The following is a 17,744-nucleotide window of genomic DNA, read 5'->3' as shown; positions in this document are numbered from 1 at the left end:
CCGGGGCAGACTCGATCCATCGATGACCGTCGATGTTGAGGAGTGCACCTGATGACCCTGCTGCTGACCGTCCCGCCCCGCACCGACGAGCGCCGCCTCACCGGCCTGCCCGTCGCCGTCATCGGCGCCGGCCCCGTGGGTCTCGCCGCCGCCGCGCAGCTGCTCGAGCGCGGCCTCGACGTCATCGTCTACGAGGCGGGTGAGAGCGCAGGTGCCGCTGTGCAGCAGTGGGGTCACACTCGCTTGTTCTCCCCGTGGGAGTTCCTGGTCGACGCGGCCGCCGGGCGCCTGCTCGACGCCGCCGGCTGGGAGGCCCCCGCAGCGAAGAAGCTGCCCACCGGGCACGAGTTCGTCCGCGACTACCTCGCTCCTCTCGCCGCGACCCCGGAGCTCGCCCCGGTCATCCGCTACCGCTCCCGTGTCACCGCCGTCTCTCGTGAGGGCATGGATCGCACCCGCTCCACCGGCCGCGCTGCGACCCCGTTCCTGCTGCGCCTGGACACTCCGGAGGGCGCCGTCGACGTCACCGCGCGCGCGGTCATCGACACCTCCGGCACCTACTCCACGCCCAACGCGCTCGCCTCCGCGGGCCTTGACCCAATCGGTGTCCTTGATGTCGCGGAGCACCTCAGCCACGCACTGCCGGACGTGCTCGGTGCGGACCGTGCCCGGTTCGCCGGGAAAAGCGTCCTCGTCGTCGGCGCCGGCCACTCCGCCGCGAACACCCTGATCAAGCTCGCTCGACTCGCCCGCGAGGAACCGGAGACGAGGATCACGTGGGCGATCCGCGGCACGAGCCCGGTGCGCGTCTTCGGCTCCGGCGACGACGAGCTCGAGGAGCGCGGCAAGCTCGGCGGCACCGTCCACCAGCTCGTCCGCGACGGCGCGATCACCCTCCTGGACCGCTTCGAAATCGACCGCCTCGAGAAGACCCCCTCCGGCGGCGTCACGGTGATGGGGCGCCGCCGGAAGGAGCGCGAGAGCGTGGAAGTCGATGTCGTGGTGCAGGCCACCGGGTTCCGGCCCGACCTCGACATGCTGCGCGAGATCCGCGTCTCCCTGGACGAGATCGTGGAAGCACCCCGCGCCCTCGCCTCGCTCATCGACCCGAACCTGCACTCCTGCGGCACCGTCGACCCCCACGGCGTCGCGGAACTCGCCCACCCCGAGCCGAACTTCTTCATCGCCGGGATGAAGTCGTACGGCCGTGCGCCGACCTTCCTGCTCGCCACCGGCTACGAGCAGGTCCGCTCCATCGCGGACGAACTCGCCGGCGATCACGCCGCCGCCCGGCGCGTCCAGCTCGTGCTCCCCGAAACCGGCGTCTGCTCCACCGACATCGGATCCGCCGGAGGGAGCTGCTGCTCATGACCGCGATCCGGCCGATGACCCCCGGAGACTGGGCGGCGGTCGAGACGATCTACCGCGAGGGGATCGCGACCGGGCACGCCACCTTCGAGGCCGAACCGCCCACGCGGGAGGCGTTCGACGCGGGGAAGCTCGACGTCGGGCGCCTGGTCGCCGTCGACGGAGAACAGATCCTCGGCTGGGCCGCGTTGTCGAAGGTCTCGGCCCGCCCCGTCTACCGGGGCGTGGTCGAGCACTCCGTCTACATCGCCGCCGCTGCACGTGGCCGCGGCGTCGGATCGAGGCTGCTGGCCGCGCTCATCGCCGCGGCGGACGACGCGGACCTGTGGACGATCCAGTCGAGCATCTTCCCCGAGAACACCGCCAGTCTCGCCCTCCACGACCGCGCTGGATTCCGGCGTGTGGGCATCCGGGAGCGCATCGCGCAGATGACGTACGGGCCGGAGGCTGGCCGCTGGCGCGACACGATCCTCATCGAGCGGCGGCGCCCGTGACGCCGTGACTCGTCCAGGATCCGCGTGTATCGTGATCGTCACAACGGGCCGGTTCCCGGAACGTTGCCAGCCGAAGACCCCGCCTAGCGGGGTCTTCGTTTTTAAGGCGTCCAGATCCGGTCGTGCGACGTCGACGCGTCGATCAGAGCGCCCAGGCGCGTCATCGTCGCCGCGGACTTCGGGTGCGTCTCCGTCACCGTCTGCCGACGCCGGTGCAGGTAGATCGCGAGGTCGGCCGCCTGCACCCCGGCGGCGTTCCTCGAGGACGCGAACTGGATCGGGGAGGAAATCAGGTTAAGGCGGCTCGTCAGGTAGCCCGGCGTGCCCAGTGACCGGTAGCTCTCGAACTGCCGCCGGTGCTCCTCCTGCGTCGCGATCTCGTCGGCGACGACGATCACCTCCTCGGTATCGAAGGAGAAGACGTCACGGCGGTACTCGTTCACCCGCTCGAGCAGGTGCTGCAGCACGATCTTGTGCGGCTGCTCCGGGTACCGGTACCGGGCGTTCAGGCGCTTCACGTCCACGCCCCGGAACAGGTAGCGGACTTCTGCCTCCTGCGCGATGCGCAGCGCGGCCGCGTAGATGCCCGCCGCCTCACGATGCTTCCCGCGCAGAGGAGCCCACTCGCCGGCGCCGCCCATCAGCTCGTGCCCGTGAAACTCGACATCCGCCGGCACCCCGTGATCCGCGGCGATCTGCTCCCGGAGAGCGGCGTAGCCGTGCTCGAGCTGCTCCCACTTCTCCTGTGTCGTCACGGCAGCGCCGATGAAGTAGAAGTCCTGTGTGTAGGACTCGTCCAGGTACGCGATCAGCACCCCGTCATCATGTCAGCGACCCCCGCCACCACTGGCGGCAGAACAGCCCGGACGGGCCGCTCCGGACAGCTCAAAGGCGCGAGCATGTCGCAGGAACACACATGCTCGGGGTGCATGGAGAGCACCCGATCGATCGGCTGTCACCGCTTGCGCGCGTCGGCGTCGAGGGTCTGCTGGAGAAGTCGGAGAGCCTTAGGTCCTACCCCATGGAGGGTCGCGAGGTGGTCCAGGCCCACCCGCCGCAGGTCGTCCGCATCGTGCACGCCCGCTTCCTCGAGCGCGCGGGAGGCCGGGGCGCCGATGGCGGGTAGCTGTCGAGACGGTTCCATAAGTCCGACCCTACGAACCGAACTGCTGCCCCGATAGCCGATGTCATCGCTCACCTCGGCACGCCTGCGCCAGGCTGCGGCGCTACTGCGGTCGTGTTCGTTCGCCTCATCCCACGGATCGCAGCGGATCGAACTGCCGTGAAGCCGTCGAAGGACAAGCGGGAACGCTTAGCCAGGGCGCCGGTATCCCGCTGCGTCGAGGACCGCCGGCGTCATTCAGGGCGGGTTGCGCACTTGAACGTCAGGAGCGGACGAGCCGCGCGATGGCGTCGGAGGCTTCTTGCAGCTTGATCTTCGCTTCGTCGCCGCCGGCTGCGGCGGCCTCGAGGACGCAGTGGTTCAGGTGGTCGTTCAGGAGACCGAGCGCGACGGACTCGAGGGCGCTGGTCATCGCGGAGATCTGGGTGAGGATCTTGATGCAGTACTGCTCGTCTTCAACCATGTTCTGCAGGCCGCGAGCCTGCCCCTCGATGCGGCGAAGGCGGCGGAGGTACTGGTCCTTGTCGGAGATGTAGCCGTGGGCGCCGGTGATGTCGGTCTGCTCGCTCGTCTGCTCGGTCACGGTGTCCTCATCCCCCGGGTGCTGGTGCAGCTCGTCCGCTGCTGCGCGGGGCGGACGGGTACGGAGGGGGTTTTCAGCCGCTCCGGCTGCTTTCTGCATACTCTAGGGGGGTATGCATGGGCGTCCCTTCTGATGCCCTCGGACGAGTGACGAGCAGTGTCGGAGGTGTGGATCATGAGCGACAGCGTCGTTTCTAAGCTGTCCGCGCCGCTGATGCGCGCGGTGGTCGTGGTGCTGACGTTGGCGGCTCTGCTGCTGGGCGTGTTCGCGATGCACTCGATGATGGGCAGCCATTCCGACGCGTCTGTGTCCGCAGGACACACGCATGCGCAGACCGATGCTCACGCCGACCCGGTAGCTGCGTCGACAGGCGGGATGGCTCTCGTGGCTGGCGCCGATCAGGGCGCGGTCGTGCCGATGGTGCCGTGTGATGACAGTTGCGCGATGGGGTGCGCTCTGATGGCGGCGACGTGCGTCATCGTCTTCTTCCTCGCGTCCCTGATCCTCCTGGCCCGGGTGCCGGCGCTGTTCGCGCGCGTGCTCGACGCGGGTCCGCGTCTTCTGCTGCTCGTTCCGCGCGCGAAGTTCCATGTGTATCTGCCGTCGTTGACGGTGTTGTCGATCAGTCGCACCTGATTCGCCTGTCGTCGCAGCGTCCGCTGCGACCTCATCACCCCGCCCGCAGGGCGCGGTTCCGGCGATTCCTGCTACCGACTGAACGGATACGACACTCATGAACACCAAGCGCACTCTTCTCGCCTCGACTCTCGCTCTGGCGACCGCAATTACTCTGGCCGCCTGCTCGGACAGCTCCGGCACGGGCGGCATGGAGGGGATGGACCACAGCAGCTCCTCCTCGTCCGCGTCCGCGTCGCCGTCTTCGACTGCTGCGGCGGAGGCGGACTTCAACGATCAGGACGTGATGTTCGCGCAGATGATGAAGCCCCACCACGAGCAGGCGGTGGAGATGGCCGACATGATCCTCGCGAAGGACGGCATCAGCACCGACGTCACCGACCTCGCGACCCAGATCAAGGAAGCGCAGGGTCCGGAGATCGCGCAGCTCGAGGAGTGGATCAGCGCGTGGGGCGCTGAGGACTCGATGTCGGGCATGGATCACAGCATGGACGGGATGATGTCCGACGAGGACATGTCCTCGCTGGAGAGCGCGACCGGCGCCGAGGCGGAGACGCTGTTCCTCGAGCAGATGATGATGCACCACGAGGGCGCCGTGGAGATGGCGCAGACCGAGGTCGACGAGGGCCAGAACGCGGACGCCATCGACATGGCGAACACGATCGTGCAGACCCAGACCGAGGAGATCGCAACCATGCAGGATCTCCTCGCGTCCCGCTGACCCGTCTTTCTGACGCCCCTTCCCCCTCCTGGGCAGGCGGAGCGCTGCTGCGTCGCGCCCGTGCGCGCTACCGCCGCGCCCCGGTGGGGGTCGCCGTACCTGGCGATCCCCACCCTCTACTTCTTCGCGCCCTCTGAGGGCGCTCGAACCAGAAACGTCCCCCTATGCACCGCCTTCCTCTTCACCCCCGTCCGCTTCGCTCGGGAGTCGCCCGGTGAGCGCCGCGTCGACGCCGACGAGCGACCCGCGCCGCCGCGACGTGCACCGCACCCGAACCCGCACCCGCGATGCCTCCCCGCGGCAGGCTGCGCTCACGCTCGGACGCCGGGTGACGTACACGGCGCCCTCGCGAGCCGACGCGCAGGCGTTGCAGCACGCCGCCCGCGTCGCGGCCCGCCCGCGCCCGGCCCCGCCGGGCACGGCCACGATGCGGCCGCGCCTGGCTGGGATGTCCGCGATGACTCTCGTCACGATGATCGCGGTGACCTCCTCCATGCCCGCGTTCGCCGTCGACGGCACCCCGACCAAGACCACGACCCTGGCCGTCAGCGAGGCGCAGCCGCAGACGTTCGTCGCGGCCGGCGCGGTGCAGCTCACCGTCACCCGGGACACGTTCGGCGCGGAAGCCAAACCCGAGGTGCTGGTGACCGCCGCCGTCGCCACGGAACTCGTGGACGACGCATCAGAAGAGTCCGCCGCATCCACTGAGGACAGCGAGGTCGCGTCCGCTACCTGGCGGGTGCCGGTCGCGGGGCGCATCTCGAGCACGTTCGGTCCTCGCCCGGATGCCCCGGTCGCGGGCGTGAGCGCGTTCCACAAGGGCACCGACCTCGCCGCCCCCTGCGGAACCCCGGTGGTCGCAGCGACTGGCGGCACGGTCGAGGAAGCCGGCTACGCCGGCAGCTACGGCAACTGGATCCTGCTGGCGAGCAGCGACGGCATCGAGACCGGCTACGCGCACAACAGCGACCTGCTCGTGGACGTGGGTGACACGGTCGCCGCCGGCGACCTGATCGCTCTCGTGGGCTCCACCGGCGCCTCCTCCGGCTGTCACCTGCACTTTGAAACGCGCGTGGACGGGAGCCCCGTGGACCCGGAAGGCTTCATGAGCGATCTGGGTGTCGGCCTTGGCTGAGCATTGCGGGCACCGCTCGCGCCGCACGCGGCGTCTCGCCGTCATCGTCGGCGCCGCCGTGACGGTGGCGCTGCTCACCGGCTGCGTTTCGTCAGGCCGCGTGGAGACGGGCGCGCTCGTGGCCGCGCCGGCAGGGTTGGAGCACGTGCACGGGCTGGGCTGGGATCCGGTGACCGGGCTCACCTACGCGGCTGCGCACTCGGGAGTGTGGGTGATCCCCACCGACACCCTCCCGGACACCTACCCGGCCAGCCCCACCCCGACCGACGACGAAGCGGGCGGAGGGCCGGTCGCCGGCCGGGCGCAGGACACGATGGGGTTCACGATCACCCCGGAGGGAGTGTTCTACGCCTCCGGGCATCCCGACCCCGCCGACAGGTCCGCGCCAGGACCCAACCTGGGTCTGATCCGCAGCATCGATGCGGCCGCGACCTGGGAGCCGGTGTCCCTGAGTGGGGAGACGGATTTCCACGACCTCGCGACCGTCGCTCTCACCGATGCGGCGACCCGCGTGTACGGGTACGACGCGAGCCGCGGCGTCATCCTCCGCAGCGACGACTCCGGCGCCGCATGGACCCCGTCTGCGCAACTGCCGCTGCGCGATCTGACCGTGGACCCCGAGCGTCCCGACCGGGTGTTCGCGACGACCGAGACGGGCTTACAGGTCAGCGAGGACGCCGCGGTCACGTTCCGGCCCGTCTCCGGCGCGCCCGCCCTGTTCCTCGTGGACGGCAGTGCCGGCGGGCAGCTGGTCGGTGTCGACGTCGACGGGACGTTGTGGACGGGAACTCTCGAGGGCTCCTGGCAGAGCCACGGAACCCTCGAGGGGCAGCCGGAGGCGTTCGCGCTCGTCGACGGCGAAGAACAGTGGGTCCTTGCCGCCGACGAGCGCGGAGTGGTCGCCTCCGGCGACTACGGGCGCACCTGGACGGTACTGCGGCCCTCCTCGTGACGGACTGGGCTGGTGTCGCGTTCGCGCGCGGCGCGGGTGCTGGCCTGCGGGGACAGCTCCAGGCGGCGCAGCAGCTGCGCGTTCACGGCGACGACGACCGTGGACGCGGACATCAGCAGAGCCCCGACCGACATCGGCAGCACGAACCCGATCGGCGCGAGCACTCCCGCGGCCAGGGGGACGGAGAGGAGGTTGTAGCCGGCCGCCCACCACAGGTTCTGCTTCATCTTCCGGTAGCTGGCCCGGGACAGCTCGATCACGGACAGCACCGACCGGGGGTCATCGGAGGCCAGGATCACCCCGGCGGATGCGATCGCGACATCGGTGCCTGCGCCGATCGCGATTCCCACGTCGGCCTGCGCGAGAGCGGGAGCGTCGTTGACGCCGTCACCGACCATCGCGACCCGTCGGCCCTCGCGCTGCAACTCGATGACCTTCGCGGCCTTGTCCTCCGGCTTCACGCCGGCGAACACCCGGTCGATGCCGAGCTCCTCGCCCACGGTGCGGGCGACCGCTTCCGCGTCGCCGGTGATCATGACCACCTGCACGCCGATCGCGTGCAGCGCGTCGACAGCCTGCCGGGACTCCTCCCGCACCTCATCCGCGAGCCCGAGAGCCCCGATGACCCGACCGCCGGCGAGGACGTGGAGGATGATCATCCCCTCCGCCTCCCACGCGCGCGTCTGCTCGAGCGCGGCAGCGTCGTGCGCGCGCAGCATCGACGGACCGCCCACGCTCACCGCACGCCCCTCGACCTGCGCCGTGACGCCGACAGCGGTCGACGCCTGGAAACCGGTCGCTGCCGGCACCCGCACGCCGCGGCTGTTCGCGGCTGCCACGATCGCCCGAGCGAGAGGGTGCTCACTGTCCGCCTCGACCGCCGCAGCGACCGCGAGCAGCTGCTCCTCGTTCACCCCGTCGACAGTGTGCACGGCGGCGAGCGTCGGCTCGCCCTTGGTCAGGGTGCCCGTCTTGTCGAACAGGACCGTGGTCACCGTGCGCATGCTCTCCAACGCGAGACGGTCCTTGACGAGGACGCCGCCCTTCGCGGCCCGCTCGGTCGCGATGGACACCACCAGCGGGATCGCGAGTCCCAGCGCGTGCGGGCACGCGATGACCAGAACCGTGATGGTGCGGATCACCGCCTCGTCGGGACTGCCCAGCAGCGACCACACGATCGCGGTGATCACTCCCGCGCCCAACGCGAACCAGAACAACCACCCGGCGGCAACATCAGCGATGCGCTGCGCCCGGGAGGACGAGTTCTGCGCCTCCGTGACCAGGCGCTGGATGCCGGCGAGAGCGGTGTCGTCGCCGACGGCCGTCACCTCCACCCGCAACGCCGTGTCCGTGGCGACCGTGCCGGCCACGACCATCGATCCCGGGCCGCGACTGACCGGGCGGGACTCCCCGGTGATCATCGACTCATCCACGTCCGCGGTGCCCTCCAGCACCCGGCCGTCCGCCGGCACCCGGCCGCCGGGACGCACGACCACGACATCCCCCTGCACCAGGTCCGCGGGAGACACCTTCTCCACCTCACCCTCGCGCACCCGCTCCGCCTCATCCGGCAGCAGCGCCGCGAGAGAGTCCAGCGCCGAGGACGTCTGCGCGAGAGAGCGCATCTCGATCCAGTGCCCGAGCAGCATGATCACGATCAGCAGCGCCAGCTCCCACCAGAAGTCCAGCTCGTGATCCAGCAGCCCCGCGCTCGCACCCCACGACGCGAGGAACGCGACCGTGATCGCCAGAGCGATCAGCAGCATCATCCCCGGCGTCCTCGAGCGCAGCTCCGACACCGCCCCCTGCAGGAAGGGCCGGCCGCCCCAGACGTACATCACCGTCCCGAGCACCGGCGAGATCCAGCCGACCCCCGCAACGTCGGGGAGGGAGTAGCCCAGGATCATCGAGAACATGCCGCTGAACACGACCACCGGCACCGCGAACACCAGCATGATCCAGAACAACCGCCGGAACTGGCCGACATGATCGCCGTGGCCGCCGTGGCCGGCAGCGCCCGCCGTCATGTTGTGGCCTGCGTGAGGATCAGGCGCTCCGCGCATCTGGTGCCCGGCGTGCCCGTCAGGGGCCGTACTCACGTGATGACCTGTCCTTCCCGCGTCGACGTCGCGTGCTTCGACGGTGCGGTGAGCACTCTCGTGCTCGTCATCGTGCAGGTGGTGCTGCGCCATCATGACTCCTTCCGGCCGCTTCCGGCCTGATCCGACGGTATACCCCCCGGGGGTATCAGACAACGGGGTGATCGGGCGGAAGATTCCCGACTTGACCGAAGATGTCGGGGCAGGGGCAACGCACCACATCGATACGGGATGGGTTGGGCGGGTGCCTAGGCTGAGCGCATGAGTGACTCCAACCCGTCTGGCACGCCGTCGCCCGTCCCGGAGCGCCCCCGCTGGGTGAAGGTGTTCATGGTCGTCGTCGTCGTCCTCGCGATCGGCTTCATCGTCGTGCACCTGCTCACCGGCGGCGGGGCGCAGATGATGAATCACTGATGATGCTCGGCCCGCGAGCTCGCCGAGTCGCCCTCACCGTCCACGTCCTGGTGTCCGTGGGCTGGTTCGGCGCGGTGGGCGCGTTCCTCGCGATCGCGCTCGTCGGAGCGACCAGCAGCGACCCCTTCACGGTCCGAAGCGCCTACTTGGCGTTGGACCCGCTGGGGACGTTCGTCATCATCCCGTTCGCCCTCGCCTCCCTCGCCACCGGAATCCTGCAAGGCCTCGGAACGCACTGGGGACTGGTGCGCCACTACTGGGTGGCGATCAAGCTGTGGCTGAGTGTCTTCGCAACCGCAGTCCTCCTGCTGCACACGCGCCTCATCGAGACGATGTCCCTCGCCGCCCGCCACGGGCTCATCCCCTCCACGCTCGAGGGAACCCGCACGCAACTGGTCGTCGCGACCGCCGGCGGCGCCGTCGTTCTCGTGGTTATCACCGCCCTGTCCGTCCTCAAGCCTCGCGGCCGCACCCGGCTCGGGCTGAGAGCAACCCGAACGACCTGACCGGCGTTGAGTTCCGGCGTGTCAGCGCCGAGACAATGAGGAGGCGCGGGGGTGATCGCTGCCCGGGCGCAGCGCTATCCAGAGCCCGCACCGCCGGCACACGTACGCGGCGCCATCGTTGAGTGCGTGAACCTGACGTCGACGGCGGGCCCGTCCGCAGCAGGAACAGGTGACGGAGGAATCAGGGTTCACGGGCAGCGATCGCTTCCACGAGCTGCTCCGTCGTCGGAAGACCCGCCAGCCCGCTCGGCGTGAAGTAGATCCGACAGGCAAGATCCGTGGTCCGCCCGCCCGACGGGAACAGGTCTTCCCCGTCGAGGGTGATCGTCGGGGAACCCGCGAAAGCGACGCCGGCGGCGTCCTCCGGTGTCGCCAGAAGCCGGTAGGTGACGGGGATGTCGGAGTGGCCGGTGGACTTCAGCGCCTGGTCCAGGCGAGGGCCGACGTCCTTCCAGTTCGGGCAGTCGTCGATGTGAAGAACCTCGATCATCATTCTCCGATCATCCTCCCGCCGTGCGCGTCGCACCCGAGGAGAGCACTTCTGAGGTTGAGGGTGTCTGCCCCGGAACATCGATCGTCAGCCCGCTCGTGGCTCGCCTGTCGGCGCCCGCTCTAGTCATCGTCATCGTCGTCTTCTACGAGCTCGCCTTCCCAGGCCTCGCGTCCCTCGTGAATGGCGAAGAGAGCGATGACGAACCCTGCAACCGGGTCAAGCCACGCGGCTCCAGTGAGGGCGTAGAGGACGAGCCCGACGAGGGTGGAGACGCTCAACAGCACGCAGATCCGAGTCTCCGCTGCGTCCGCGAGGATCAGGGGGTCTCCGAGCCTCTTCCCGACACGCGTTTTCACCGCCGCAAGGACCGGCATGACGATGATCGAGAGGATCAGGAGCACGATGCTGACCGGGGAGGACTCGGGAGCGTCACCCGCGATCAGGCTGCGGATGCCCTCGATGCTCACGTAGGCGGCGAGGAGGAAGAACGTCACGGCGACGAACTTCAACGTGCGCCGCTCCTTCGCTTCGTCCGCCTCACCATGCCGCAGCCGCGCCGCCAGGCGCAGCCCTACCAGCACGGCGGCGATCGACTCGATGCCGGAGTCGATGCCGAACCCGATCACGGACACGAGTCCCGCGGCGATACCGGCCGCGATCGCGACGATGCCCTCGATGACGTTGTAGGCGACGGTGAACTGCGCCAGGCGCAGCCCGCGTCGGGTCAGCTGTTCGGTCTCGGCGGGGGTGAGTGCGCTCATTCGGTGGTCCTCTCGGGGCGGGGGTGACGGGTCAGATGGGGAGGACGAATCCGTTGATCAGGTTCTGGAGGCGGTAGATCAACTGGGTCCACAGGCCGCTGACCATGGCGGTGCCGATGAGGATGAGTAGCCCTCCGCCGAGGAGGTTGATGGTGCGGATGTGGCGTTTGAGGAAGCTGGTCGCGGTGGCGGCCCAGGAGAATCCGAGGGCGATCAGCAGGAACGGCAGTCCCAGGCCCAGGCAGTACAGCAGGCCGAGGAACGCGCCGCGGCCGGCGGAGGCGCCGTCCAGGCTCAGCGCGGAGATCGCGGTGAGGGTGGGCCCGAAGCAGGGTGTCCAGCCGAGCCCGAACACCACACCGAGCAGGGGTGCTCCGGCGAGTCCGGTCGCGGGTTTCCAGCGGGGGCGGATGGTGCGTTGCAGGAACCGGACCTGCCCGATGAACACGACGCCCATGAGGATCACGAGCACTCCGAGGATGCGGGTGACGGTGTCCTGCCATTCGAGCAGCCATGTCCCGAGGGCGCCGAACGCGGCGCCGTAGGCGATGAAGACGACGGCGAAACCGGCGATGAACAGGCCCACTCCGGCGACGAGGCGGCGCCGGCTGCCTGTGGCGAGGTCGGGGTTTCCGCCGATGTAGGCGAGGTAGCCGGGGACGAGGGGGAGCACGCACGGGGACGCGAACGAGACGAGGCCGGCGAGGACCGCGATGGGCGCGGCGAGCAGGAGTTGGCCGCTGAACACAGCCTCTCCCCAGTTCACGAGGCCGCCTCCGCGATGGTGTCCGCGATGAGGGTGTCGAGGATGGAGCGGGCGGTGACCCGGCCGAGGATCCGCGCGGCGGGTCGGCCGTCGACGTCGAGCACGAGGGTGGTAGGGACGGCGTTCGCGGCGAACTTCCCAGAGAACGCGAGGGCCACGGCGGCGTCGGTATCGATGATCGAGGGGTAGGTGATGCCGTAGGTGTTCGCGAACGAGGTGGCGGTGTCGGCTTGGTCGCGAACGTTGACACCGAGAAACGCCGCTCCGTTCCCGTCGTACTGCTCGTGCAGCGCTTGCAGGTCGGGTGCTTCGGCGCGGCAGGGGGCGCAGGCGGCGTACCAGAAGTTCACGACGAGCACCTGCCCGCGGTAATCCTCGGAGCTGATCGCGTCGCCCGTTTCGCTCGTTCCGGCGAAGTCGACCGGCTCGCCGCGACTGCCGACAGGCCATTCGATGACGGTGCCGTCACCGGCGACGTAGTTCTTGTTCGACCCGCCGCGGTACTGCTCCGCGAGGTCGTCCCGCGCGCATCCGCTGGTCCCGATGCCGATCATCGCGAGCGGGGGAAGGGCCAGCAGGGCGCGGCGGCTGAGGGCGCTCACGAGGCGAGAGCGGCGTCGAGAGCGGCCTGGATGTCTTCGAGGCGTTCGAGCTGGATCGCCTCGTCGTTGACGAAGATCGTCGGCGTGCCCTGCACCCCCAAGTCCTTGCCCGCCTCGAAATCAAAGCGCACCCGCTCGAGCGTCGACGGGTCGGCCACATCCGCGTCGTACTGCTCCAGGTCGAGGCCGATCTCCTCCGCGAAGCCGCGGAACACGTCGGCCTTGGAGTCTTGGCTCTCGCCCCAGCTCGCCTGCGTCTGGAACATCCGGTCGTACATCTCCTCGAACCGGTCCTGCCGCGCTGCTGCCTCGACGGCGAGAGCGGCATTCTCGGAGTTGCGATGCGAGGGAATCGGGAAGTAGCGGGTCGCGAAGGTGACCCGGCCTGCGTACTCCTCACGCAGCTGCTCGATGGTCGGGTAGACGGCCGCGCAGACCTCGCACTCGAAGTCGAGGAACTCGACCAGCGTCACCTTCCCGTCCTCCGCCTGATCGAGCATGTGGGTGTTCTGCTCGAGGACGGGCGTCGCGGCGGCGACCTCTTCGCGGGAGGCGGAGAAGGGCCGGAAGATCGCGATCGCGGCGATGACCGCGACGACGAAGACAGCCGCGGCGATGGCGATCAGGTTGACCTTGGTGCTGGTTTTCACGGGTGGTGCTTTCTGTCAGGCCGGTGGTCGGCAGAAACAAGGGGACGGCGCCGTGATCCGGCGAACGGTGAGGCTCAGGGCTGCGCCTCGATCAGGTTTCGCTCGTCTGTGGTTGGGGCGCGTCCGCTCTGCCGAAGACCTGCAGGAGGGCCCAGCCGGCGATGCCGCAGGTGGTGAAGATGTCGGCGACGTTGAAGATCGCGAACCAGTCGACCGCGATGAAGTCGACGACCTCTCCGCCCAGCGGCGTGTCCGCGGCTCGGCTGATGCGGTCCCAGATGTTCCCTGCGCCACCGCCGGCGGCGAGAGCGAGAAGTGCCGGTCCACCCAGCGGAGCCCCGCGGATGGTCCGCACGAACACCCACACCGTGAGGCTCACAAGAATGACGATCAGTCCGACCGCCAGTGCAGGTCCCAGCTCGGAGCCCATCCCGAAGGCGACGCCGGGGTTGAAGATCAACTCGAACCGCGCTCCGAGAGCGAGCTCGATCGTGCGTCCGTCTTCCAGCGCTGTCAGGGCCCAGCTCTTCGTGAGCTGATCAAGACCGAACGCGGCCGCAATCAGCGCAGCGATGAAAGCCACTCGGAGGACGAGCCTGCGCGTGGCGGGCATCAGAACAGCTCGAGGAGTCGAGGCAGAACACCCGACTCGATCAGGATGAACAGACCCAGGCCGATGAATACGGCAGGCACGAGCCAGTGCTCGACCCTCTCCAACAGCTCGGTCACCGTCTTGTTCGTGCCGACGACGCGAGCGATCAGGCACCACACCGCGACGAGGAGGAAGAACACGATGATCGTGACCACCGTGTCCGCGATCGGGCTCGTGCGGAATACGGGCGTGTAGAGGGAGATGTTGTCCGCGCCGTTCGCGATCGTGATCCCCGCAACGCCCAGCAGCCCGACCGCACTGATCGAACTCTCGTCATCGTCGTCGTCATCATCGCCCCTGCTGCGCAGGGTGCGGATGAGCCCGTACAGACCGATCGCCAGCGGGATCAGGCCCAAAAGCCCCACCCACTCATCCGGGATGATCGTCAACCCGGCGGCGGCAACGACGCTGATCGCGACGAGAGTCGCGAAGCCGAGGTACTGCCCCGCCACAACCTTCCAGCCCGGCAGCGAGCCACGGGCGGACGCGAGGAACAGCACCGTCAGAACCACGATGTCATCGATGTTCGTCGCAGCGAACAGTCCGATTGCCGCCGCGATAGTGCCGATCACGGCGCCACTTCCACGCCCCGACGGACCTCCGATGCGGCAGCGTCCACGTCACGTGCGCTCCGTGCTTCCGCCCCGAACGTGCCGCACAGATCCGCTTGGAACCCCGTCGCCTCCAAAAGTGCCTCAGCGGACTCGAGAAGATCGATCAGCTCCGGACGGGCCAACGAGTAGAACACCTGCCGTCCCTCTGCACGCCCCACGACCAGGCCGCACTCGCGCAGGCAGCTCATGTGCTCAGAAGCCGTCGACTGCGCCACGCCCAGCTCCGCCACTAGATCACTGACCCGAGCCTCACCATGCTGAAGTCGCCGCACGATCTGGAGACGCTTCGGGTCGGCCAAAGAGTGAAAGAGGGAGACGGCGGCAGAGGTGCCCCGCACGTGATCAATCGGCATGCACCGATGTTATCGACAGAAATCGATTTGAGCGACCACTGCCGAGGTGTTCGCGAACGATCGTTTACGAGACGGTCGAGCAGCGCGGCGGTCCAATCGGCGCGCCGTGTTCCACGGCCCGTGTCCGAGAGCTATGACCCGCAACCTACGTTCGCAGTACAGTCAGGCCTATGGCTTCGATCGGATACGCGCGCGTCTCGACCAGAGACCAGAACCCCGACGCTCAGACCGATGCGCTCACGGCAGCCGGCTGCGAGAAGGTGTTCGTCGAGCACGCCTCCGGAGTACTCGCGAAGCGTCCCGCGCTCGAGGACGCTCTCGACTACCTCCGCGAGGGTGACTCCCTCGTCGTGACGAAGCTCGATCGCCTCGGCCGGTCCGTGCGGAACTTGAAAGAGGTAGCCGACGGCCTCCAGCAGCGCGGCGTCGGACTGAAGGCGCTGTCTCAGGGCATCGACACCACCACTCCGGGCGGCCGGCTGTTCTTCCACATGCTCGCCGCGATCGCGGAGTTCGAGCACGACCTCATCGTGGAGCGAACCCACGACGGCCTTGCCGCCGCTCGAGCTCGCGGACGTAAGGGCGGCGGGCGCTTCAAGATGACGCCGACGAAGGCGAAACAGGCGCGTGCGATGTACGACGAGAAGACCTACACGGTCCAGCAGATCGCCGACACCTTCGGCGTGTCTCGCGGCACCATCTACCGCCACCTCACCGAAGACCACTGAGAGCCGCCGCGACGAGCGTCGCGGTTCACAGACCCGAGCGAACACCGGCCTCTGGCCGGCGGCGGTGTTGAGCGCTGTGCGCATTTTTGCCTGGAAGCCTTCGGCAGCGTACGGGCCTCCAGTGTCCGCGCAAGCCGCTGCGCGGCCGGCTCCTCCGAGGTTCTCGGCACGCGGTCGCTGCGCTCCCTCACATCGCGCCGACAACCTCTCCTCCTCCGCCCTCCGGGTTGCGCTCCCGCCTCCGACCCTGCTCGGCACTACGTGCCTTCCAGGCAAAAAAACGCTGGGAGAGAAGGAAGAACAGGCGAGCCAAACCATCCCCGCTGGCTTGACAAATCTGATTGAGAATCACGGCAAAAAAACGATGAGGAGGAGAAGAGAGATGCAACAGCAGATCACGACCGTCAGCACCTTCGTCCCGGCCGCCACCGAGGAGGGGATGCGCCACCAGTTCCGCAAGATCGCGGAGCGCGACGAGGACCTTGCCGCCCACGCCCGCAACGGGTGGGCACTCGCGCACACCGCCACGATCCCCGGCCCCGAGGGCGTCATGTTCGTGGACACCCTCACCCGCACCCAGCAGTAGCCCGCACCACCATCGAGGAGGAGACGCCATGTCCGACACCATCACCACCAGCCCCGCCCCGGAGAAGCCGACCCTCCTCGACGCGGTGGCCGAGTTCGCGTCCGTGTTCTCCCACGGGGACACCGCCGACGACCTGGCCACGCGCCTCAACTGCACCGAGGTCGACGCGCTGGCCGGACTCCTGCGAGCATTCGGAAGGGACGAAGCCGCAGACCTCTGGATCGCGCAGCACGCGACCGACGACGACGAGGGCGACGCCCACACCCCCGAAGGAGCCCAGCGATGACCGAGCAGCAGCAGGCCGCCGACGCGGTGGCGACCTACCAGGCAGCCGTGGCGACGTTCGCGGCCACGCTCTCGGACCCCGCCGTCGCGGAAACGATCGCCCCGACGCTCACCTGCGCGCGCGCGACGCCGATCATCGACCTCCTCACCGAGGCAGGACACCACGACGCCGCCCAGAAGTGGGCCGAGCTGCACGCCTGGACCCGACTCAACGACGAGCACGACCCACACCGCGGCGACGAGTCGGACGGGTGGGCCGACTGATGCTCACGGTCTACTCGAAGCCGTCGTGCGTGCAGTGCACCGCGACCTACCGAGCCCTCGACGCGAAGGGCATCGAGTACGACGTCGTGGACCTCACCACCAACCCCGCCGCGCTCGAGTACGTCATGGAGGAGCTGGGCTACTCCGCCGCCCCCGTCGTCGTCGCCAGCGATCAGGACCACTGGTCGGGATTCCGCCCCGACCTCATCGACAAGCACGCCGCATGAGCGGCGAGATCCCGAGCGATGAGTTCCGGGCCGGCTACCTCGCCGGATTCGCGGACCGGCAGGCCGAGGTGGACCGGCTGGAGAACGACGCCGACCGGCTCTACCGCGCCGCCTACGGCGACGAACGCCGCATACCCGGGCAGCACGTCACCCGCGCCGAGCTCGAACAGCGCAGAGCGCTGTCCGAGCCGCCTGTCGAAATAACCCGGCGCGAAGCGCTCGCATCCTGGGGGATCGAGCTACCCGCCGAGGACCCCACACGCACCCCCGCGGCCGAGCCCGCGACCGAGAGCCCGTCGACGGCGACGGGACCCACGAACCGCACGAGCAGGAGACGACAGATGAGCACCAGGACGATCACCGGAAACCTCGCCACCGACCCCGAAGCCGTGCAAGCGGGCCGCGTGCAGATCGTGAAGCTGCGCGTCATCGAGAACACCGGCGAATACCGCGGCGGCGAGTGGACCCCGCACGAGGCCCCGACGACGCATTTCGTGGAAGCGAAGTTCGAACTGGGCGAGCACGTCCTCGCCTCCCTCCACAAGGGAGACGCCGTGATCGTCGTCGGCTACGAGCGCACCGTCGCCTGGGGCGAAGGCGAGAACCGGCGCACCGGCCGTGTCCTCGAAGCCGACGCCATCGGCCCCAACCTCACCCGCGCGACCGCCGTCGTCACGACGGCCGCGCAGCGCGCACCCCGCCGCAGCGCCGCCCCCGCGGCTGCGTAAGTTG

At 68.9% G+C, this 17,744-nt stretch carries 25 protein-coding genes; 14 read left to right on the top strand and 11 right to left on the bottom strand.

What is annotated here, in order from left to right:
* Positions 1–51 precede the first annotated feature (51 nt).
* Positions 52–1,371: an FAD-dependent oxidoreductase gene (locus C5D09_RS07035; RefSeq protein WP_055794485.1), complete on the top strand. Its 1,320-nt coding sequence runs from the start codon at positions 52–54 to the stop codon at positions 1,369–1,371.
* The gene (locus C5D09_RS07030; protein ID WP_055794483.1) at positions 1,368–1,862 is read left to right on the top strand and encodes a GNAT family N-acetyltransferase; all 495 of its coding nucleotides are present in this window, start codon (positions 1,368–1,370) and stop codon (positions 1,860–1,862) included. Before C5D09_RS07035 ends, C5D09_RS07030 begins: the two co-directional genes overlap by 4 nt.
* A gap of 101 nt (positions 1,863–1,963) precedes the next feature.
* Here the strand turns inward: C5D09_RS07030 and C5D09_RS07025 are convergent, their stop codons facing one another.
* Entirely contained in the window at positions 1,964–2,677 is a 714-nt protein-coding gene (locus tag C5D09_RS07025) for a DUF3800 domain-containing protein (RefSeq protein ID WP_055794482.1), read from the bottom strand.
* A 570-nt stretch (positions 2,678–3,247) separates the two neighbouring features.
* A complete protein-coding gene (locus C5D09_RS07015; RefSeq protein WP_055794478.1) occupies positions 3,248–3,568 on the bottom strand; it encodes a metal-sensitive transcriptional regulator in 321 nt (106 codons plus the stop codon).
* A 174-nt stretch (positions 3,569–3,742) separates the two neighbouring features.
* On the opposite strand from C5D09_RS07015, the gene C5D09_RS07010 reads away from it, so the two are divergent.
* The 4 genes from C5D09_RS07010 to C5D09_RS06995 all read left to right on the top strand — a co-directional run bounded on the left by C5D09_RS07010 (position 3,743) and on the right by C5D09_RS06995 (position 7,012).
* Positions 3,743–4,204 carry a hypothetical protein gene (locus C5D09_RS07010; RefSeq protein ID WP_146078443.1) on the top strand — a complete coding sequence of 154 codons (462 nt, stop codon included), beginning with the start codon at positions 3,743–3,745 and terminating at the stop codon, positions 4,202–4,204.
* Positions 4,205–4,301: 97 nt separating this feature from the next.
* The gene (locus C5D09_RS07005; RefSeq protein ID WP_055794475.1) at positions 4,302–4,925 is read left to right on the top strand and encodes a DUF305 domain-containing protein; all 624 of its coding nucleotides are present in this window, start codon (positions 4,302–4,304) and stop codon (positions 4,923–4,925) included.
* A gap of 457 nt (positions 4,926–5,382) precedes the next feature.
* Positions 5,383–6,060: a M23 family metallopeptidase gene (locus tag C5D09_RS07000; RefSeq protein ID WP_146083184.1), complete on the top strand. Its 678-nt coding sequence runs from the start codon at positions 5,383–5,385 to the stop codon at positions 6,058–6,060.
* Positions 6,053–7,012, top strand: a complete 960-nt coding sequence (locus tag C5D09_RS06995; protein ID WP_146078441.1) for a F510_1955 family glycosylhydrolase — start codon at positions 6,053–6,055, stop codon at positions 7,010–7,012. The genes C5D09_RS07000 and C5D09_RS06995 overlap by 8 nt, the downstream gene beginning before the upstream one ends.
* On the opposite strand, the gene C5D09_RS06990 is transcribed toward C5D09_RS06995, so the two are convergent.
* Complete coding sequence (locus C5D09_RS06990) at positions 6,973–9,039, bottom strand: heavy metal translocating P-type ATPase (protein WP_374953803.1); 2,067 nt, start codon at positions 9,037–9,039, stop codon at positions 6,973–6,975. The genes C5D09_RS06995 and C5D09_RS06990 overlap by 40 nt on opposite strands.
* 333 nt (positions 9,040–9,372) lie before the next feature.
* Here C5D09_RS06990 and C5D09_RS17450 point away from each other — a divergent pair, with 333 nt between their 5' ends.
* Entirely contained in the window at positions 9,373–9,525 is a 153-nt protein-coding gene (locus C5D09_RS17450) for a hypothetical protein (protein ID WP_157603228.1), read from the top strand.
* The gene (locus C5D09_RS06985) at positions 9,525–10,031 is read left to right on the top strand and encodes a DUF2269 domain-containing protein (RefSeq protein ID WP_219812359.1); all 507 of its coding nucleotides are present in this window, start codon (positions 9,525–9,527) and stop codon (positions 10,029–10,031) included. Before C5D09_RS17450 ends, C5D09_RS06985 begins: the two co-directional genes overlap by 1 nt.
* 181 nt (positions 10,032–10,212) lie before the next feature.
* Here C5D09_RS06985 and C5D09_RS06980 read toward each other — a convergent pair whose 3' ends face one another.
* The 8 genes from C5D09_RS06980 to C5D09_RS06945 form a co-directional block, all read right to left on the bottom strand.
* Positions 10,213–10,524, bottom strand: coding sequence for a hypothetical protein (locus C5D09_RS06980; protein WP_055794463.1), 312 nt, complete (start codon positions 10,522–10,524; stop codon positions 10,213–10,215).
* Between the two features lie 119 nt (positions 10,525–10,643).
* Entirely contained in the window at positions 10,644–11,285 is a 642-nt protein-coding gene (locus C5D09_RS06975; protein ID WP_055794460.1) for a cation diffusion facilitator family transporter, read from the bottom strand.
* A gap of 31 nt (positions 11,286–11,316) precedes the next feature.
* Entirely contained in the window at positions 11,317–12,033 is a 717-nt protein-coding gene (locus tag C5D09_RS06970) for a cytochrome c biogenesis CcdA family protein (protein ID WP_258065301.1), read from the bottom strand.
* A gap of 14 nt (positions 12,034–12,047) precedes the next feature.
* Positions 12,048–12,653 (bottom strand): TlpA disulfide reductase family protein, encoded by a 606-nt coding sequence (locus C5D09_RS06965; RefSeq protein WP_104233615.1) that lies wholly within the window; start codon positions 12,651–12,653, stop codon positions 12,048–12,050.
* Positions 12,650–13,303 (bottom strand): thioredoxin domain-containing protein, encoded by a 654-nt coding sequence (locus tag C5D09_RS06960; protein WP_082481720.1) that lies wholly within the window; start codon positions 13,301–13,303, stop codon positions 12,650–12,652. The genes C5D09_RS06965 and C5D09_RS06960 overlap by 4 nt, the downstream gene beginning before the upstream one ends.
* 91 nt (positions 13,304–13,394) lie before the next feature.
* Positions 13,395–13,916 (bottom strand): signal peptidase II, encoded by a 522-nt coding sequence (locus C5D09_RS06955; protein WP_104268930.1) that lies wholly within the window; start codon positions 13,914–13,916, stop codon positions 13,395–13,397.
* Positions 13,916–14,527, bottom strand: a complete 612-nt coding sequence (locus C5D09_RS06950; RefSeq protein WP_055794455.1) for a cadmium resistance transporter — start codon at positions 14,525–14,527, stop codon at positions 13,916–13,918. The genes C5D09_RS06955 and C5D09_RS06950 overlap by 1 nt, the downstream gene beginning before the upstream one ends.
* Positions 14,524–14,922 carry a helix-turn-helix transcriptional regulator gene (locus C5D09_RS06945; RefSeq protein WP_055794452.1) on the bottom strand — a complete coding sequence of 133 codons (399 nt, stop codon included), beginning with the start codon at positions 14,920–14,922 and terminating at the stop codon, positions 14,524–14,526. Before C5D09_RS06945 ends, C5D09_RS06950 begins: the two co-directional genes overlap by 4 nt.
* A 170-nt stretch (positions 14,923–15,092) precedes the next feature.
* Here C5D09_RS06945 and C5D09_RS06940 point away from each other — a divergent pair, with 170 nt between their 5' ends.
* The 6 genes from C5D09_RS06940 (at position 15,093) to C5D09_RS06915 (ending at position 17,740) form a co-directional block, all read left to right on the top strand.
* Positions 15,093–15,650, top strand: coding sequence for a recombinase family protein (locus C5D09_RS06940; protein ID WP_104256092.1), 558 nt, complete (start codon positions 15,093–15,095; stop codon positions 15,648–15,650).
* A gap of 382 nt (positions 15,651–16,032) precedes the next feature.
* Positions 16,033–16,236, top strand: coding sequence for a hypothetical protein (locus C5D09_RS06935; protein WP_104268929.1), 204 nt, complete (start codon positions 16,033–16,035; stop codon positions 16,234–16,236).
* A 28-nt stretch (positions 16,237–16,264) separates the two neighbouring features.
* Positions 16,265–16,522 carry a hypothetical protein gene (locus C5D09_RS06930; RefSeq protein ID WP_219812874.1) on the top strand — a complete coding sequence of 86 codons (258 nt, stop codon included), beginning with the start codon at positions 16,265–16,267 and terminating at the stop codon, positions 16,520–16,522.
* Positions 16,519–16,785 (top strand): hypothetical protein, encoded by a 267-nt coding sequence (locus C5D09_RS06925; RefSeq protein ID WP_104268928.1) that lies wholly within the window; start codon positions 16,519–16,521, stop codon positions 16,783–16,785. Before C5D09_RS06930 ends, C5D09_RS06925 begins: the two co-directional genes overlap by 4 nt.
* Entirely contained in the window at positions 16,782–17,012 is a 231-nt protein-coding gene (nrdH, locus tag C5D09_RS06920; RefSeq protein WP_104268997.1) for a glutaredoxin-like protein NrdH, read from the top strand. Before C5D09_RS06925 ends, nrdH begins: the two co-directional genes overlap by 4 nt.
* Positions 17,009–17,740, top strand: coding sequence for a single-stranded DNA-binding protein (locus C5D09_RS06915; protein ID WP_104268927.1), 732 nt, complete (start codon positions 17,009–17,011; stop codon positions 17,738–17,740). Before nrdH ends, C5D09_RS06915 begins: the two co-directional genes overlap by 4 nt.
* Positions 17,741–17,744: the final 4 nt, after the last annotated feature.

Source organism: Rathayibacter sp. AY1C9, from assembly GCF_002932315.1.
Lineage (GTDB): Bacteria > Actinomycetota > Actinomycetes > Actinomycetales > Microbacteriaceae > Rathayibacter.
This window is presented reverse-complemented; position numbering and strand designations above follow the sequence as displayed.